At 38.3% G+C, this 17,496-nt stretch carries 22 protein-coding genes; 11 read left to right on the top strand and 11 right to left on the bottom strand.

Annotation, left to right across the window (positions count from 1 at the left end):
- Positions 1 to 14: 14 nt before the first annotated feature.
- From F907_RS08015 to F907_RS08035, 5 genes are all read right to left on the bottom strand, one after another.
- Entirely contained in the window at positions 15 to 473 is a 459-nt protein-coding gene (locus F907_RS08015; protein WP_005275144.1) for a hypothetical protein, read from the bottom strand.
- A 292-nt stretch (positions 474 to 765) separates the two neighbouring features.
- A complete protein-coding gene (locus tag F907_RS08020; RefSeq protein WP_005275143.1) occupies positions 766 to 1,362 on the bottom strand; it encodes a nitroreductase family protein in 597 nt (198 codons plus the stop codon).
- A 180-nt stretch (positions 1,363 to 1,542) separates the two neighbouring features.
- The gene (gene ftsY, locus F907_RS08025; protein ID WP_016652336.1) at positions 1,543 to 2,658 is read right to left on the bottom strand and encodes a signal recognition particle-docking protein FtsY; all 1,116 of its coding nucleotides are present in this window, start codon (positions 2,656 to 2,658) and stop codon (positions 1,543 to 1,545) included.
- A 118-nt stretch (positions 2,659 to 2,776) separates the two neighbouring features.
- Positions 2,777 to 3,106 (bottom strand): hypothetical protein, encoded by a 330-nt coding sequence (locus F907_RS08030; RefSeq protein ID WP_016652335.1) that lies wholly within the window; start codon positions 3,104 to 3,106, stop codon positions 2,777 to 2,779.
- A gap of 110 nt (positions 3,107 to 3,216) precedes the next feature.
- Positions 3,217 to 3,576 carry a hypothetical protein gene (locus tag F907_RS08035; RefSeq protein WP_005241830.1) on the bottom strand — a complete coding sequence of 120 codons (360 nt, stop codon included), beginning with the start codon at positions 3,574 to 3,576 and terminating at the stop codon, positions 3,217 to 3,219.
- A gap of 226 nt (positions 3,577 to 3,802) precedes the next feature.
- Between F907_RS08035 and F907_RS08040 the strand changes: the two genes are divergently transcribed.
- The 3 genes from F907_RS08040 to F907_RS08050 all read left to right on the top strand — a co-directional run bounded on the left by F907_RS08040 (position 3,803) and on the right by F907_RS08050 (position 5,414).
- Complete coding sequence (locus F907_RS08040) at positions 3,803 to 4,036, top strand: SEL1-like repeat protein (RefSeq protein WP_004653777.1); 234 nt, start codon at positions 3,803 to 3,805, stop codon at positions 4,034 to 4,036.
- A gap of 430 nt (positions 4,037 to 4,466) precedes the next feature.
- Positions 4,467 to 4,844: a DUF2750 domain-containing protein gene (locus F907_RS08045; RefSeq protein ID WP_005241831.1), complete on the top strand. Its 378-nt coding sequence runs from the start codon at positions 4,467 to 4,469 to the stop codon at positions 4,842 to 4,844.
- A 138-nt stretch (positions 4,845 to 4,982) separates the two neighbouring features.
- Positions 4,983 to 5,414: a CBS domain-containing protein gene (locus tag F907_RS08050; protein ID WP_016652334.1), complete on the top strand. Its 432-nt coding sequence runs from the start codon at positions 4,983 to 4,985 to the stop codon at positions 5,412 to 5,414.
- 61 nt (positions 5,415 to 5,475) lie between these two features.
- Here F907_RS08050 and F907_RS08055 read toward each other — a convergent pair whose 3' ends face one another.
- Positions 5,476 to 6,690: an aspartate aminotransferase family protein gene (locus F907_RS08055; protein ID WP_005275135.1), complete on the bottom strand. Its 1,215-nt coding sequence runs from the start codon at positions 6,688 to 6,690 to the stop codon at positions 5,476 to 5,478.
- A 163-nt stretch (positions 6,691 to 6,853) separates the two neighbouring features.
- Between F907_RS08055 and grxD the strand changes: the two genes are divergently transcribed.
- Positions 6,854 to 7,195 (top strand): Grx4 family monothiol glutaredoxin, encoded by a 342-nt coding sequence (gene grxD / locus F907_RS08060; RefSeq protein ID WP_004639270.1) that lies wholly within the window; start codon positions 6,854 to 6,856, stop codon positions 7,193 to 7,195.
- 51 nt (positions 7,196 to 7,246) lie between these two features.
- Here grxD and F907_RS08065 read toward each other — a convergent pair whose 3' ends face one another.
- Positions 7,247 to 7,570: a hypothetical protein gene (locus F907_RS08065; protein WP_016652333.1), complete on the bottom strand. Its 324-nt coding sequence runs from the start codon at positions 7,568 to 7,570 to the stop codon at positions 7,247 to 7,249.
- 79 nt (positions 7,571 to 7,649) lie between these two features.
- On the opposite strand from F907_RS08065, the gene F907_RS08070 reads away from it, so the two are divergent.
- Together F907_RS08070 and F907_RS08075 are read left to right on the top strand one after the other, a co-directional pair.
- On the top strand, positions 7,650 to 8,078 hold the full coding sequence (locus tag F907_RS08070; RefSeq protein WP_005275132.1) for an HD domain-containing protein: 429 nt from the start codon (positions 7,650 to 7,652) through the stop codon (positions 8,076 to 8,078).
- Between the two features lie 55 nt (positions 8,079 to 8,133).
- Complete coding sequence (locus F907_RS08075; protein ID WP_005275131.1) at positions 8,134 to 9,054, top strand: LysR family transcriptional regulator; 921 nt, start codon at positions 8,134 to 8,136, stop codon at positions 9,052 to 9,054.
- 29 nt (positions 9,055 to 9,083) lie between these two features.
- Here F907_RS08075 and map read toward each other — a convergent pair whose 3' ends face one another.
- Positions 9,084 to 9,878 carry a type I methionyl aminopeptidase gene (map, locus tag F907_RS08080; RefSeq protein ID WP_016652332.1) on the bottom strand — a complete coding sequence of 265 codons (795 nt, stop codon included), beginning with the start codon at positions 9,876 to 9,878 and terminating at the stop codon, positions 9,084 to 9,086.
- A 358-nt stretch (positions 9,879 to 10,236) separates the two neighbouring features.
- Here map and brnQ point away from each other — a divergent pair, with 358 nt between their 5' ends.
- Positions 10,237 to 11,538, top strand: a complete 1,302-nt coding sequence (brnQ, locus tag F907_RS08085) for a branched-chain amino acid transport system II carrier protein (protein ID WP_016652331.1) — start codon at positions 10,237 to 10,239, stop codon at positions 11,536 to 11,538.
- A gap of 381 nt (positions 11,539 to 11,919) precedes the next feature.
- Complete coding sequence (locus F907_RS08090) at positions 11,920 to 12,180, top strand: hypothetical protein (RefSeq protein ID WP_016652330.1); 261 nt, start codon at positions 11,920 to 11,922, stop codon at positions 12,178 to 12,180.
- Between the two features lie 11 nt (positions 12,181 to 12,191).
- Here the strand turns inward: F907_RS08090 and F907_RS08095 are convergent, their stop codons facing one another.
- Positions 12,192 to 12,647, bottom strand: a complete 456-nt coding sequence (locus F907_RS08095; RefSeq protein WP_016652329.1) for a hypothetical protein — start codon at positions 12,645 to 12,647, stop codon at positions 12,192 to 12,194.
- Positions 12,648 to 12,782: 135 nt separating this feature from the next.
- Between F907_RS08095 and F907_RS08100 the strand changes: the two genes are divergently transcribed.
- Together F907_RS08100 and F907_RS08105 are read left to right on the top strand one after the other, a co-directional pair.
- A complete protein-coding gene (locus F907_RS08100) occupies positions 12,783 to 13,640 on the top strand; it encodes an alpha/beta hydrolase family protein (protein ID WP_016652328.1) in 858 nt (285 codons plus the stop codon).
- Positions 13,641 to 14,312: 672 nt separating this feature from the next.
- Positions 14,313 to 14,777: a MarR family winged helix-turn-helix transcriptional regulator gene (locus F907_RS08105; RefSeq protein ID WP_005241849.1), complete on the top strand. Its 465-nt coding sequence runs from the start codon at positions 14,313 to 14,315 to the stop codon at positions 14,775 to 14,777.
- Between the two features lie 54 nt (positions 14,778 to 14,831).
- Here the strand turns inward: F907_RS08105 and F907_RS08110 are convergent, their stop codons facing one another.
- Entirely contained in the window at positions 14,832 to 15,497 is a 666-nt protein-coding gene (locus F907_RS08110) for an SOS response-associated peptidase family protein (protein WP_016652327.1), read from the bottom strand.
- Between the two features lie 155 nt (positions 15,498 to 15,652).
- Between F907_RS08110 and F907_RS08115 the strand changes: the two genes are divergently transcribed.
- Positions 15,653 to 16,807, top strand: coding sequence for an IS4 family transposase (locus F907_RS08115; protein WP_005003123.1), 1,155 nt, complete (start codon positions 15,653 to 15,655; stop codon positions 16,805 to 16,807).
- A 51-nt stretch (positions 16,808 to 16,858) separates the two neighbouring features.
- Here F907_RS08115 and F907_RS08120 read toward each other — a convergent pair whose 3' ends face one another.
- Positions 16,859 to 17,479 (bottom strand): 2OG-Fe(II) oxygenase, encoded by a 621-nt coding sequence (locus F907_RS08120; RefSeq protein ID WP_005241851.1) that lies wholly within the window; start codon positions 17,477 to 17,479, stop codon positions 16,859 to 16,861.
- Positions 17,480 to 17,496: the final 17 nt, after the last annotated feature.

Below are 17,496 nucleotides of genomic sequence, written 5' to 3'. Positions count from 1 at the left end.
AATATCCAATCTGCTCACTCCCCAATCGGGATTGATAGTCTAAGTTGATTGCTTCTCTGCTCTGAAGGAAACGAAGGTTGCTGCAGAATTTTTTGTTGATAGTCCTGTTCTGAAATTACACCTTTATTTCGTGCTTTTTGCATTAAGTTAAACTGCTGCTCCTGGCCATACGCATTCAAAGCATCAAAATGTCGATGTTCCAAAAGGTATTGGGATTTGTCATGAGGACTCATATTCGAAGTATTGGCTTGAATTTCATGTTGTTTTTCTAAGTCGTAATTGCGTTGATTGATACGGTCTTGTTCTTGTTGTTTGAATGACTCAAAGAAATCAAAACGATCGCCACTCTTCTCATATTGAGGCTCTTCTTTTTTCAGAATTAAAAAAGATTGAGGCTTCTTAAACAAATCATCGGCACTATATGCAGAACCACAAACTAAGCTACTTATCAGGAGAATTAATATTTTTTTCACAATATACACTCAATACAAAACAAACAAAGACAAGTGTATATTTTATAATTTATGCAGAAAAAATTCAAATTTAATGTTACAAAACAAAATCTTATGATAATCTCACTTAATCATAACCTATACTTTCCAGCAATGAAGACCGACTCTATTCTAGCACCTCATTTTATTCTGTTTATTCTTCTATAGCATGAAAGCAGACTATTTATTCTGGAGCTCATGAATCTTCGGGGAATCATTTTATTGCAATAAAAAAAGAGCACTAAAAGTGCTCTTTCTTGATACTCGTTTAAACTTAGTTAAAAGTTTTAAAGCGAGCCGTATCATCCATATAGGTTTTTTCGCCTGCTGCGGCTTCGATAGAACCAAATACGAGCTGAGCACGTAATTTCCAATTTGCAGGGATCTCAAAAGTTTCAGCAACTTCTTCATCGATAATTGGGTTGTAATGCTGCAAAGATGCACCCACACCAATTTCAGACAAAGCCGTCCAAGTCGCAAACTGAGCAATCGCACTTGAGTGTTCAGACCAAACCGGGAAGTTATCTGCATACAATGCAAATTGCTCTTGTAGGCCTTTCACAACATCTTGATCTTCATAAAATAGCGCTGTACCAAAACCTGCCGCAAAACTGTCAATTTTTGCACTTGTATTTGCAAACGCTTCTGCTGGTATCATTTTACGTAAAGTTTCACGGACAATTTCCCAAAATTTAACGTGTGATTCACCATACAAAGTTACAACGCGTGAAGTTTGTGAGTTAAATGATGACGGGCTGTGTTTAACAGCTTCACGAATCGTTTCTTCAACCTTTTCTTGGTCAACCGTAAGGTTTTTACCAATGGCATAAATAGTACGGCGTGATTTAATGCTATTTAAGAAGTTGCTCATGTTGTTATTCCTACCTTGTGCCCTTAGGGCGTTATCTTGGATTGGATGTAGTGTATAACGATGTATTTTTTAGGAACAGCCTAAAAAATATGACAGATCGTTTTATTTTTGAAACAGTCTTATTTTTTATTCAAAATAAAAAACTCCACATCTTGGTGGAGTTTTTTTAGCATAATTTAATTACTTATCAGTTTCAAATAATGCTGCAACAAATGATTTTGCCGAGAAAGGACGTAAATCATCAATCTTCTCACCCACACCAATATAACGAATTGGTACATGAGTACGGCTTGCAATATTAAATAGCACACCACCTTTTGCGGTACCATCAAGCTTGGTAATGGTAATACCCGTTAAACCTACGGCCTCATCAAAAAGTTGTACTTGATTAATTGCGTTCTGCCCTGTACCCGCATCAACAATCAACATAATTTCGTGTGGTGCAGTCGCATCAATCTTTTGCATTACACGTTTTACTTTTTTCAGCTCTTCCATCAAATTTGCTTTATTCTGCAAACGCCCTGCTGTATCGGCAATCAGGACATCAATCCCTTTAGCACGTGCACTTTCAAATGCATCAAAAATAACTGAAGCACTATCGGCACCATGGCCTTGAGCAACAACTGGGATATCATTACGCTCACCCCAAATTTGTAACTGCTCAGTAGCTGCTGCACGGAATGTATCACCCGCAGCCAACATCACTTTCTTACCTTCACCTTGTAAACGCTTCGCCAGTTTACCAATGGTTGTGGTTTTACCTACACCATTCACACCAACCATTAAAATTACATAAGGCGATTTATTCGGATCAATATGCAATGGCTTAACACGTGGTGCAAGCAAAGCCACCAACTCTTCTTGCAATGCTTTATACAGTGCATGTGAATAGATCAAATCACCACGCGCTGTTCGTTCAGTCAAATTCGCAATAATTGTCTTGGTTGCATCAACCCCAATATCTGCGACCAGTAACTGCTCTTCAACTTCTTCTAACAGTTCATCATCGATCTCTTTACCACCGATCAAAATGTTGACCATACCATCAGTAAAACTACGACGGGTTTTAGTCAAACCATCTTTCATACGACCAAAGAAACCTGTTGATTTGGTTTCTTCTTCAACAGCGGCGATCGAAGGCTCTGCGGTAGCTGGTTCTGGTGTTTCTACAACCTTTTGTACTTCAGGCTCAATAATGGGAACATCGACAGCAGGTAAACTCGGCAATGTGACATCATCATCACCGATGTCCTCATTGATCAAGAATTTATTTTGCATATTCGATTGCTGTTGCATGTCGATTCCTTGAGATTAAAGCGGCTTTTAAAAAGATGGTCAGTCTAGCATAAATTGATTTGGTTTTCCCGATCAGGACAAACCATTCATTTATTGATAGAAATGAGTCGTTTAAAACTCATTCATCCTCTTTTGCCATTGCCGGATATTGCTTAATCCGGTTCGATTCAAATTGATACGCATTTAAAAGCTTTAAGTAGTCAATGCGGCGAATTGAAGCATGGGTGAGCACCTCTTCAGCCAAATGCTGCGTTCTTGGATGACTTGCTTGATGTGCATACTGAAGGATTTTTTGATATTGCACTGTATTAATCGGACGCTGTAAAGCGTTATACGCAAGTATAAAAATAGACAAAATAATAATACCGACCAAAACATTATAAAATTGGTCCAATTTTAATCCTAATCTGGATTGCATCACTTTATGCTTAGAAAGTATAGACAACATAACTTACCTCGAATTAGAGGTAGTGTATGTCTCTGATTCAGTTAGAACAAGTACAACGTTCAATAAGTCACAATTCCACAACTTATTGAACGCACATAACTTTGCTGCAATTAACTAATTAATGAGCGGACAAAGGAAAAATACAGAATAAAAGCAATAATGACTAAAGTAATAAAAATGGCAAACATACCCACACCACTTTCGGCATCAGCAGGATGCAAATCATCATCATCTGCAATATTTTTCAGTTCTCCATCATAAATCATATAGAACCTATCCTTTTGCTCTGGGCTTAAATGGCTGGCAAAATCATAGACACGTTTACGCTGTGCCAAGCAATAATCACCCAAATGAATTTCTTGATGAAAAATGGCTTCATCAAGTAATTTACGGTGATGATGTGCTAAAGCAATAATTTGACTCTCTAATGGTGGAACATCCACAGTTACGCCATCAATGACATTTGACATGTTATTCTCCTTTTCTATTATTCTCACTTTGATTTTACTTAAAATTATTTGTGGTTAATGTTTAATCGTGTAAGCTTTTATTTACGCAAAGATACTTAATATATTTGACATTTCCAGCAATTTGTCATATTACTTTAATAATTCAAAGTTAAAGTAGCTTAGATTCAAAGTAGAGTATCTTTGAATAGAATGTGCGGTAATCATAATTAAAATAAGGAGTTATTATATGATTCAACAATTTACACATCATGAACTAGAACATGTTTATGCCAACGCGGTTAACACGATTCAATCGCAAAAAAACTTCCAAGATGCAGTAAAAGAGCTAGAGGAAGTTGCTAAAGCAGGCCACGGTAAAGCGGCGTTATTTTTAGCAGAATTGTATTACCAAGGCTTCCGAGTAGAACGAGATTCCTTGAAGGCACAGTATTGGCAGAAGATGGCAACCTTGCAAGCATAATAAAACGTCACTTAGGTGGCGTTTTTTAATACCTACATACCCCCTATTAACACTATTCTCCCTATTGCTTGACTTGCACTGCATCAAAGCTTAGTCGCTTTGCCTTGCCCAGGTGGCGTTTTTTAATACCTACATACCCCATATTAACACTATCCTCCCTATTGCTTGACTTGCACTGCATCAAAGCTTAGTCGCTTTGCCTTGCTCAAGTGGCATTTTTAATATTTAAGAATTCATAAAAGCATTATCCTAATAAAGACGATGTGCTTGGCTTGTCTTGGACTGCATCAATTTTTTATTCAATCGCCTTGAGCATGGACCTCTTTTGCACGAACAATATTTGCTTACGATTTAGATCAATTGTTTAAACATAACTGCCATCTATATTTCTTATAATAAACCATAAGTTTAAGAATATTAGTTCAATAAAATGTACCGTTTTAACCATTTCCAACCTGTCTCACGTGAGTTGATGATTAAAATTTCAATTCTAAAAACAATGATGTATTGTGGCGTGCTTTGGGGTTTATACCATCAAGGATGGGCGATTAAATCTGATCAAGACGGTCACGTATTTCCATTTTGGCTCAACGGCGTACAAGCTCATCGCTATGCCAAAGCACATTGGAAACACTACACACCACGAAAAATCACGCCTAAAGATTTCCATGAATCACTACTCCCGACCTTAACACGTTTACAGGTCGAGCCAGCCTTATTTAACTCTTCACATCGAAAATTTAAACTTTCAACCCAGCAAATGCAGCATTTCTTCTTTATGCCACAGCAAACTGCTGTGACGGTTTAGCTATTTATGTCATCTCAATGATGACTTTTTAGACATTCATGAGAAAAAGTTATCATTGGAAAGAAATTAGGGCTTTGCAATTAAAAAAAATACCGTTAAGTTAAATGAAAATGACAATACAACACAGGTGGATAAACAATGACAATCGTTGCTCAAGTCATCAAGAATAAAGCAGTACAATCAATTTTCACCATTTCACCGAATGCGACTGTACTTGAAGCAATTAAAATTATGGCAGACAAAGGTGTTGGTGCTTTAGTCGTTGCTGAAGACGAAAAAGTCGTCGGCATTTTCTCTGAACGTGACTATACACGTAAAATTGCGTTGATGGAGCGCTCTTCAAACAACACACCTGTGGCTGACATTATGACGTCAAAAGTAATCTCGGTGAGTTTAAACTACACGGTAGAAGAATGCCTTAATCTCATGACTGATCGCCATTTGCGTCATTTACCTGTACTCGATCAAGAGAAACTTGTCGGTTTTATCTCCATTGGTGATTTGGTTAAAGCTGCGATGGATGATCAACGCATTCTGATTGAACAACTTCAGCAATATATCTCTGGCTAAGCATTTATTTAGATATAAAAAAGGGCAAATTGATTGCCCTTTTTTATGAGTAACGACTTAGTTAAGCTTTGAGAAAATTTTGAATGGCAGGCACAAGGCGTTTTAGCAACTCATCTGCTTGTACTTGTGTCATATTTAGCGGTGGCAATAAACGAACCACTGAACCTGCGGTGACATTGACAATCAATTGATACTCATCACGTGCAATCGCAACCAGTTCCGCGCAGTCTTTCGGTAATTGAATACCGATCATCATCCCAAAACCACGTACTTGCACATTGTAATCAGTCAATTGAGCTCTTAATTGATCAACAATATAAGCCCCAACGGTTGCTGCATTTTCAACTGCATTCTCTTTCTCAAGCGTATCCAGTACGGTATAGACCACACGTGAACCTAAAACGGTTCCGCCATAGGTCGAACCATGACTACCCGCACCAAGCAAACCAACAGCTTTACCTTGAGTCATCACCGCACCAATTGGAAAACCATTGCCTAAGCCTTTGGCTGTCGTCATTACATCAGGAATAATATTGGTATGTTGATATGCAAAGTATTTACCGGTACGCCCATTACCAGTCTGGATCTCATCTAGCATCATCAACCAGTTATGCTGGTTACATAGAGCACGCACTTCTTCCAGATAACTAAAACCTTGTGGCGCTGTATTGACGCCCCCTTCACCCTGAATTGGTTCAATCAAGATCGCAACAATCTCAGGATGATTGATTGCGGCTTCTTGAATTGCTTCGACATCACCAAATGGCACACGAATAAAGCCTTCAACCAAAGGTGCAAATCCTTCCTGAACTTTTTTATTGCCTGTTGCAGACAAGGTTGCCAAAGTACGGCCATGGAATGACTGTTCAGCCACTAAAATTTTAGGGTTGGCAATGCCTTGTTGTGCACCAAACTTACGTGCAATTTTAATTGCGCCTTCATTTGATTCTGCACCACTGTTTGAGAAGAAAATTTCTTCCATACCTGAAACTTCAGCCAATTTTTGCGCTGCTGCTGTTTGCCAAGGAATCTCAAAGAGATTACTGGTATGCACCAATGTCGCAGCCTGCTCAGCAATTGCTTCCGCGATTACCGGATGTGCATGCCCTAAGCCGCATACCGCAATTCCAGTAAGTGCATCTAGATATTCCGTTCCATCGGCCGTATATAAATATGCCCCTCGCCCTCGTACAAAGCTGATCGCTTGGCGACCATAAGTTGCCATAAGGTGTGATGGTTGATCAGGTTGTACAGGAGCCAGAGTGATATTAGTCATAACAAACTCAATCTATCAGTAGTAGTGGTGAAAAAAGTTATATAAGCAAAAACTTGCATAGATTGAAAGCGTAAAGTCACATTTATATAAGAAAAATCTTTTGCAATCCTCCGCCACGCTTTTTTTTAGGTATAATGCAGGGAGATTAGTAGAGGATCTATCTATGACGGAACAAGCGCGTGATACAGTAGCGTTAATTCGTGATCAAATTGCGAAACACCCTGTTTTACTTTACATGAAAGGCACTCCACAATTCCCGCAATGTGGTTTTTCTGCTCGTGCAGTAGAAGCACTTAGCCAAATTGGTCGTCCATTTGCCTATGTAAATATTTTGGAAAATCAAGATATTCGTGCGACTTTACCACAAATTGCGAACTGGCCTACTTTCCCACAATTATGGATTAATGGCGAGTTAATTGGTGGTAGCGACATCATGCTTGAAATGTTCCAAAATGGCGAGTTAAAGCCATTAGTTGAACAGTACAGCCCTGCTCCTGAAGCATAAGCTGTAAAGTAAAAAGCCAATCAAATGATTGGCTTTTTTATTGGGTTCATTTTAGTTCTGACTAAAACCGACATAGCGAAACATCCCTTCTACGCCCAAATCTGCTTTATAAATGTGTAAATCTGGATAATTCACCTGTGTCACACTGGCAAAAATATTCATGTTTGGATCTTCATGAATTTCATCGACAGATTGTGGTAAAACTTCTTCGAAGCGATCTGCAATAAACTCAAAGCCCAAGTCCATCGCCATAAACAAAGTATGCTCACACGGTTGAATATATTGCTCCTGATTCCAGTCTAAAACGGCATGTTGGCAATAAGGACATACAATGTTTTGGGTCGCATCGGCAATAGTGATGAGTTGATATGACATAATGATAAAACGTAAAAAATTTCAATCAGTTTAAAAGAATATGATGCACTAATCTATCTTCTATCGGAGGATTTAGCTGATGGCAACCCTAGAACAAGCCATTGCATTCGCAGCACAACAACATGCGGGGCAAGTCGATAAAGCCAACGCGCCTTATATTCTACATCCCATAAGGGTGATGCTGAATGTTCCCGACATTGAGCACAAAATTGTCGCTGTTTTGCATGATGTCTTGGAAGATACCGAAACAAGCGCTGAAGATTTATATGCTTTAGGATTTCAAACGCATATTGTTGAAGCTATTGTTGCCTTGACTAAAAAGCAAGGTGAATCTCGACTACAGGCTGTACAAAGAACTGTGCAAAACCCGATTGCACGTGTTGTGAAATTAGCTGATATCACAGACAATATGGACTTGTCTCGAATTCCAGCGCCGACACTCAAAGACTTGGAGCGTTTGAACGAATATAAACAAGTTCGAGATATCCTATTGGCCCAAAATGTTTAATAATCTCATTGATACTAATTTAACTTGATGACAAAAAGCTGGAGCTTATAGCGTAATGCTAACGGATTTAGATGACTTTTATTGCTTTGCGCTTGTTGTAGAGCACGGCGGCTTCAGTGCCGCAGAACGTGCGACTGATATTCCTAAATCTAAACTCAGCCGCAGGGTTTATAATCTTGAAGAACAACTCGGCGTGCGTCTGATTCAACGCAGTTCACGTCATTTTGCTGTGACAGACATTGGGATGGATGTCTATCGCCATGCACAAGTGATGATGAATGCGGCGCAAGCAGCACACGATGTGGTGAATCACCTAAGTAGCCAGCCACGCGGCGTAATCAAAGTGAGCGTGCCTGTAGATATTGCACAGAATCAAATGGCCAAAATCCTACCCGCCTTTCTGAAAAAGTATCCTGAAGTTCGCATACAAATGATGATCAGCAATCGCCGGGTCGATGTGATCAATGAAGGGATTGATTTGGCTCTACGGGTCCGCTCGAAGCTGGACGATGATCCAAATCTTGTGCTACGCCAATTTGAAGCGATTGAACAGCGTTTGTTTGCGAGCCAAGCTTATCTAAATGAATTTGGTAATATTAGTACGCCAGAACAATTAGCAGAACACCGTATTATCAGCATGGCCGAAGATCATCTTGATCAGCAGTTCCTGCTTACAGGACCAGACCATCAACAGAAAAAAATCAAAGTGAATCCAGTCATCATGGGTTCAAACCTATTAATGCTGGCAGAACTAGCGACCCAAAATTGTGGCGTTGCATTATTACCAGACAGTATTGCCCAAGATTTTGTTAAATCAGGACAACTGGTAACCGTTTTACCAGAGTGGACTGCGCCTCACGGTATTTTCCATGCGGTTTATCCGTCACGACGTGGCTTGTTGCCAGCCGTACGTGTCTTTATTGACTACCTTGTTGAAGAACTCACACAATGTTCAACTAAAAAAAAGCGCGATTAAATAATCGCGCTTTAAATTAAAAGACAAGCTTAAACAGGCGCATAAGATCCCGTACCATTTGGCCACGGGGTCAATAATTCAAAACCATCATCGGTGACTGCAACCATATGCTCCCATTGGGCTGACCATGACTTATCTTGTGTCACCACAGTCCAGCCATCCTTAAGCTCTTTTACATATCGTTTCCCAGCATTTACCATTGGTTCGATCGTAAACACCATGCCTTTCTTCAGGACCATACCCTGGCCTTTTTGCCCATAGTGTAAGATATTCGGTTGCTCATGATAAATACGGCCAATTCCATGCCCACAGTATTCACGAACGATACTGTAACCTTGAGCTTGTGCAACCGATTGAATCGCATAGCCTATATCACCCAATGTCGCGCCTGGTTTTACTGCATGTATTCCGGCTAACATTGCATCATACGTCGTTTCAACCAGTTTCTTCGCCTCTGGGCTCGGTTCACCCACAAAATACATGCGACTGGTATCACCGAAATAACCATCTTTAATAACCGCAACATCGATATTTAGAATATCCCCTTCTTGCAAGATCTTTTTCGCAGAAGGAATCGCATGGCAAACTTCTTCATTGACCGAAATACACGTGGTTTTGGTAAAACCGTGATACCCCACATTGGCAGGAATAACCTGCAAGGTATTCACAATATAATCGTTGCAGATATCATCTAAATATTCAGTTGAAATGCCTGGCTTGATATGAGCGCCAATCATTTCCAACACTTGTGCCGCTAAACGACCCGAGATTCTTAACTTCTCCAGATCTTGTTCAGTCTTAATGGTCACAGTAGAAGCTCTCATTCGAGATATTCCTTATTCATTGATTAGATTAAAATCACACGCAGAAAATTTATATGGGGTCTGCATCAAGTATTTCAATATTTGTACGCCTTTGCATTCAAATCTTCAATCATTTTAAGACTAAAAGATCATTTTTATTTTATCTTGAATGTCGATTTGCACTAAAGAAAAAAATACAGATGCTACACATTTCCCAAGTTTTAAAAATCTTTTCAACACATTAGCTTTACCAGTGCTAATTATATGATTTTCATAATTTCTTTTTAGTCAAAAAACAAACAGTTTTCACATAAAATTAGTTTCAAAAGAATGTATTTTTGTTTTAAAATTCGCACTTTTATTTTATGCCTCCCTTGTTATGAATCAACTTCGTACAGGAGATATCATTGCTTTAGGTTTTATGACCTTTGCGTTATTCATTGGCGCAGGCAATATTATCTTTCCTCCAATCGTTGCTCAGCAGGCTGGCGAACATGTTTGGCTTGCTGCTTTCGGTTTCTTAATCACTGCAGTTGGTTTGCCTGTGATTACGATTATGGCCTTATCTCGCATGAAAGGTTCGATCGAAATCATTAGCTCTCCTTTAGGACGCTTTTTTAGCTTACTCCTGACTATTGTTTGCTATTTATCTGTAGGGCCACTATTTGCCACCCCACGTACCGCTACCGTTTCTTATGAAATAGGTTTTGCACCTTATTTTGGTACATCAGGCAGTAGTCTCTTTATCTATAGTATTGTTTACTTTGCTTTTGTGACCGCAGTTTCACTGTATCCAAACAAACTACTCGATACTGTTGGTCATGTACTTGCACCGTTAAAAATTATTGCACTTGCAATTTTAGGTATCGCTGCATTTGCCATTCCAACAGGCATGATTTCACCTGCTGTAAATAATTATGTGAGCAGCCCAGTATCTGAAGGTTTTGTGAGTGGTTATTTAACCATGGATACTTTAGGTGCTTTGGTATTCGGTATTGTGATTATTCAAGCGATCCAATCTCGTGGAGTCACAGATACTAAACTCATTACCAAATATGCGATTATCGCGAGTTTGATCGCTGGTGTAGGACTAACTCTAGTCTATATTAGTTTGTTCAAACTTGGCCTAGGCAGTCATGAAGTCGCTCCAAACGCAGCCAATGGTGCAATCATTCTACATGCCTATGTTCAGCATGCTTTTGGTGATTACGGTTCATATTTCCTAACTTGCCTAATCTTCCTTGCATGTATGGTCACTGCAATTGGCTTAACCTGTGCATGTGCTGAATATTTCAATGAGTTAACAGGTTTATCTTATAAATTACTGGTTTTCATCCTAACTGGTTTTTCATTATTGATTTCCAATTTAGGTTTAACCAAGCTGATTGCGTTTTCGGTTCCTGTTTTAAGTGCCATTTATCCACCTGCAATTGTTGTAATCATGCTGAGCTTTTTCTGGAAACACTGGAATAATCCATCAATCGTTGTTGGTTCAGTGACAACTATTGCCTTCCTATTCGGTATTATTGAAGCGATTAAAGCAGCTGGCTTTACTCAACAATTACCGACTTTTATTCAGCATTTACCTTTGAATGAACAGAATCTTGCATGGTTACTTCCATCAATTATTGTTCTTGTCATTGCAATTTTGATTGATCGCGTATCGTCATCTAAGAAATAAAATGATTTGTCGTTAAAATGATGTTTTACCCAAACATGATTTTAGCTATACAAAAAATGTTCTTTTATCCAATGTTCATTTTTTGTTTACGACAAATCTTTCTTTTCTTTGGAAACAACAAAATCACTCCGTTCCAGTCAAATCAAGCATTGGAAACCCACTATTCTTATTCAACACACTTACTCAATCGTTTTTCAAAATGTAAAAATAGTACAAATCACTATAAAAAATACTTTAAAGCTATATAAATCAGTACATTCAAAAATTTATTTTCAAAATACCCCTTATCCCTCTTGAAATGCTCAGAAAATAGCAGTACAACTAAAAAAACAATTCAGACAAAAACACATGGTTTTGTCGTCACAACAAGGAGGGATGGAGATGTTATCAATACATTTCAACAAGCAAGTCTTCATTAACACTCTGAAGGCTAATGATTCAATCGTATATGCAACAACAACAGTTGCCTTAATGGTTACATTGTTGTTTCAAGGCACAATTAAAGGTAATTTAAAACCCGAATATTTTGCATATGCATTGGTTGTATCGCTGGCCTTTTGTATGTGGGCGATTGTCGATCGAAAGTTTCGACAGCTAAGTGTAACTCGACAGAAAAATACTTTAGGAAAAATGGATGAGTAATCATCCATTTTTTAATTCCAGAATCGGGCAATTGTACCCAATAACAAAATTGTCGTAGCGCCCAGTTCGACAACAATTAAACTGAGCATCATCAAAGTCATACACCATACAGGTAAAGTCCAGCGCCCAATTTGATGCGGCTGTTTAAATTGATTGGTTGTATCCTTTAATAAGCCGTGCAAGATGTAAATCAAAATCGACATTGTAAAAAAGAATAAATTCGCAACAACGCAAAACAAAACCAGTGAATCTGATAGCACCGTAAAGAAGCTTAATGCAGCGAGAATCAAACTGGCAGAGGCATAAAGCAAACTACTCCGATGTGCAATATCAACATAATAATGTGCCCGAGCAAGTTCTGACTGTCTGATTTGATAATACTTCCAAACCCCAGTTAACATCCCCATCCACAAAAAAATCCCACTAAATATAATTGCAAGTTGTGTCGCACTGTTTAAAACCAACATAGATATCCCCGAAAACAATCTATTCCTTTTGTGCGCTTATATTACATAAAATTTGACTTTTAAGTCATTTTTTAAACGAGTTTCTTTTTGGAACTTGTGTAAAGTAGAACGATGCGAATACACGAGTATGCTTTAATGAATCGCTCTGAATCTTTTTGGATCAATTGTCAAGATAACTATCAACTTGCTGCCCAGTTTTATCCTGCACAAGGCAATAGCAAGCCATACCCTATCTTGATTTGTCCAGCAACAGGGATTACCAAAAATTTCTATCACGCTTTTGCCGACTGGCTTAGCCAGCAAGGCTATGATGTTTTAAGCTTTGATTTTAGGGGGATTGGTAAATCGTTGCACGGTGCACTTAAGGATTCTAATGCCAGCATTAGCGATTGGGGAATCTATGATATTCCAGCAGCAATCGAAACATTATTAAATCGCAGCCAAGCTGAAAAAGTCATCATCATTGGCCACAGTGCGGGTGGACAGTTGCTCGGCATTACCCCCAACTACAATAAAGTTGTTAAAGTTTTGGCAATTGCAGGCTCAACAGGACATGTCAAAGGTTTAAAAGGAAAAACCAAAATCCTTGCGCCAGTAATGTTTAATATTATTTTTCCAATTTCCAGTTTTTTCAAAGGTTATGGTGCAACTCAATTTATTGGCATGGGTGAAAACCTCCCCAAAAATGTTGCCAGACAATGGGCAGAGTTTTGTAGCAAACCCGGTTATGTGATGAATGCGATTGGCAAGACCATTTTTGAAGACTATCACCAAGAAATTCAATGCCCAATCACCTCTTTCTGGGCAAGCGATGACGAAATTGCCACACAGGAAAATGTCCAAGATCTCTTACGTTTATATCCAAATGCCTCAACTAAATTGATTGAATTGAATCCACAGCAGCACGGTTATAAATACATTGGACACATGCTGATGTTTAAAAAATCCCATCAAAAATTATGGTCACTCATAGAAAGCGAACTGCGAATTTAAATCTACGCACTTTCTCCGATTGGTACTTTACGCATCTAAACCTGTAATCCTGTTTAGATGCGTCTTTTTATCTTAAATATCCCGTCCGCTTAGATTTATTGATTACAGCAACCATACTCCATCACGATTGACTCAAACCACTTGATTCCAATGATTTTCAAACAATCAATGATAAAATTTCATCGGAAAAATGTGATAAAGAATGTATTTATTCAACTTTTTTAATTTTTTGATGTGCCATATTTTAACCAATTGATTAATACAAGCATTTGTATTCTCTATTTTTTAAGCATTATTTATTTTTTAAATATATTGATTTTCTATATTTATGACATTTTAGACAGAAATTATTATAAAAATGTCACGTCAAAAATCGTATTTTTTTTCTACAATATGATTATTCTACAGATGAGCAAGAATTCAAAACTTGAACATAATCTGCAAAGGAATGACGACTGGATAGTACATCATTAATAGCTGATTTATGTGAATTTTATGATGACTTATTCATTTAGAATTAAGATAATTCCAGCATTATCTTTCGATAAAAGTGTTAAAAAATGGAATGCTAAAAAAATCTGGAAATTGATTTTTTTAACAGGAAAGTTAGAGACATTTCATGGAATCTAGGAGCAACAAGATGTCGCTCCTTGTGCAAGCAGGAAATAAGTGATGCCAAAAAAATATGCGCGTTTTTTACCTACAGCCGATTCATTTAACCTAGAAGACTTCCCTTTTTACTGGATTTCTCAAGTAAATGCTCAATACGTCCAAAACATTGACAACGTACTTAAAAAATATGGTCTAGACAATTCTCGTCGTCGTATTTTAATCGCCTTACATGTCAAACCACATGCAAGTGTGTCAGAGCTTTCAGACATGGTTATTTCAAAAATGTCTACAACCACCAAAATCGTTTATCGCCTTAAAGATGAAGGCTATATCGATACCTATTCATGTAAAGAAGATGGCCGTATAACACGTGTTTTTCTTACAGAAAAAGGCCAAGAGATGATCACAAAAATTAATGATCTTACAGCCATCATCCTAGAGCAATCTTTTGATGGTCTTACGCCTTTACAAATTGAAAAGACGATGGAAATTCTGCGTCATATGTTTAAGAATCTTGCGCGTTAACAAACAGAGATAAAAAAGGCTTCAATATTGAAGCCTTTGTTTTTATTGTTAAAATTACAAGTCAAACATATTGAGTTGTGGGGTTACTTTTTCGAGCCTTGCTTTCGATACATAAGAACATTCAAACTCCTCTACGGGAAAGCCATTCATAAACCCATAGAGTTGATGGGGTTGCTTCAGGCTTAACCACTCATCCAAGCGCTCATGTGGAATAACCACCACGGATCGCTTCACATTACCCGGTTCATGGAAATCCTTCATCATCGGGTGGTCTATCGCGTCCATAGTCAGCATGGTCGCTGAACGAACAGTGTGTTCATTCAATTTACGGATCTCATAAAGTGCTGCAATATAAAACGCTTGCCCATCTTTACGGCGTACACCCCAGCGTTGCGGTTTATTATCGATATACTTACTTTCATAGAACTCTGAAACAGGAATCACACCAAACTTGCATTTAGATGCTGCTTCAAGAAAACTGGGTTTCTGAAAGATAGTTTCATGTCTTGCATTATAAGTATGCTTAGAAATATTGGTATCTTCCGACCACTTCGGTACTAAACCAAATAATACTTCACGCCACTCTAGCCCCTGCTCCGATTTAAACAGCAAAGGCGTTTTATAGCTTGGGTAAACCTCATCCACATATTCAAACGGAATCAAAGGCAATTCTAGCTGTTTGGCTTGTTCAACCGTCAAAGGTTTATAGTTAGCACACATAAGCAGATCACTACGTATCTCTAAAAAATAAAGTTAAAAAAAGGAGGCATCAACCCCACTACTGTCCCATAGTTTGCTTTAAATAAAAAAAACCTGAGTCTAAATAGTTAAAATATGAGTGCAAACAAACACTTTAACTATAAAGGAGTCAGGTTTTGTCACATCAGAATACCGTATTTCATCAATTACTCAAACCCATTCTAAGACAAGATTTTGAACGTCTGGCTAAACTACACCACTCTGGGCAAAAATTAAGATCAGCCACCCGCTGGGATCAGTTTGTTGCTATATTGATGTCCCAACTTTCTTGTCGGCAAAGCTTAAGAGACATTCAATCCAATCTCGAATCCCAGCAGGAAAAGCTCTATCATCTTGGCGCGAAGAGAATTGCGCGAAGCACCTTAGCAAGACTCAACGAAGAACAGCCCGCCAGCCTGTATCAGCAATTGTTCACACAGCTGCTTCAGCGCTGTGAAAACTCTAAAACTGCACATAAATTTAGATTCAAAAATCCGCTGTATTCACTAGATGCCAGTCATATTGATCTTTCACTGTCATTGTGCGCATGGGCAAAAGTGCATGAATCCAAAGCCAGTATTAAACTCAGTGTTGGCTTAAATCACAGCAATACCATTCCTGAATTTGTAGCGCTTGGGGATGGTATTGAAAATGATATGGTGCAAGGCAGAGCATTTAAATTTCCTGCTGGCAGCATTATCGTCTTTGATAAAGGATATGTTGATTATCAATGGTTTGCTCAGTTGACACTTCAGAACGTCAGCTTTGTAACCCGGCTACGCCCAAAGACAGTTTATCAAGTTAAATCAAGCCGCAGCGTATTAGAGACTAAAGGGATTATTGCGGATGAATGTATTGAATTGAGCAGTGCGCATGCCAAGAAAAGAGGCGCACCTGAATTATTAAGACGTATAGAGTTTTATGATACAGATAAGAAAAGAACATTCGAATTTCTGAGCAACAACTTTCATCTGGCAGCATCCACCATTGCTGCAATTTATAAAGATCGCTGGAAGATTGAGTTATTCTTTAAAGCCATCAAGCAGAATTTAAAACTGAAGTCATTTCTAGGTCGAAGCCGCAATGCGATACAAACGCAAATATGGATTGCATTAATTGCCTATTTGCTGGTGAACTTCGCTAAACACATGGCACAAGAAGGATGGAGTGTTCAGCGTTTACTGAGAATTATTCAGGTCAATTTATTTGAAAGGAAACTTTTAAGGTCACTCTTTGTGCCTGATAAAAAATGGCGAAAACAAGAAGAACCTCAATTGAGGTTCTTCTTGTGATATTTGTGGGACAGCAGTGGCATCAACCCTCCTTTTTATTCTTAGATCAAATTAACCAAATAATTTTTTCATCTTCGCACTTAAGCCGTGGATAAAACGATGTTTTGCATTGGCTTTATCACTGGTTAAGAAATTAATCTGGATCGATTGACGTTGCCCTTCAAAAGGTACATATCCATGCCAACCATTATCTGTCACCTTAAATGCAACAAGGGTTCCTGGTCCAGCATCAATCTCTGCAACATAGTCATCCATATTCTTTTCATCATTCAAGATGCGTAAACGGCCTGTCGGCGCATCCCAAGATTCATTTAAATAAATCAAAATGGTCAACAACTTGGTTTTCGAGTCGGAATGAATACGACCATCCTTTTGACGTGAATAACCACGTAAAGTGATCATCATCGGATGTTCCATCACATCAACATCAAATTTTTCAGTCAAGATTTGACGAAATTCTTTGGTATCTAACGATTTTAAGAAACGATCAAAATTAGGTTTAATCTCAACATCTTCGATATTATAGCTACCACCTTGCTGGATTTTTGGAAAATCCTGAATAACAGCTTTTACTTCACTGTCCACAATTGAGTTTTCTACAACAAAGTAAGGATACGGTGAGGTAGAAACTTGCGCTTGTTTTAAAGCATCTAATTTTAAAATTTGTGACATCGCTATGATTCGACTAA

It is taken from the genome of Acinetobacter colistiniresistens (assembly GCF_000413935.1).
Taxonomy (GTDB): Bacteria; Pseudomonadota; Gammaproteobacteria; order Pseudomonadales; family Moraxellaceae; genus Acinetobacter; species Acinetobacter colistiniresistens.
The sequence above is the reverse complement of the archived record's forward strand: the minus strand, read 5'-3'. Positions and strand labels throughout refer to the sequence as shown.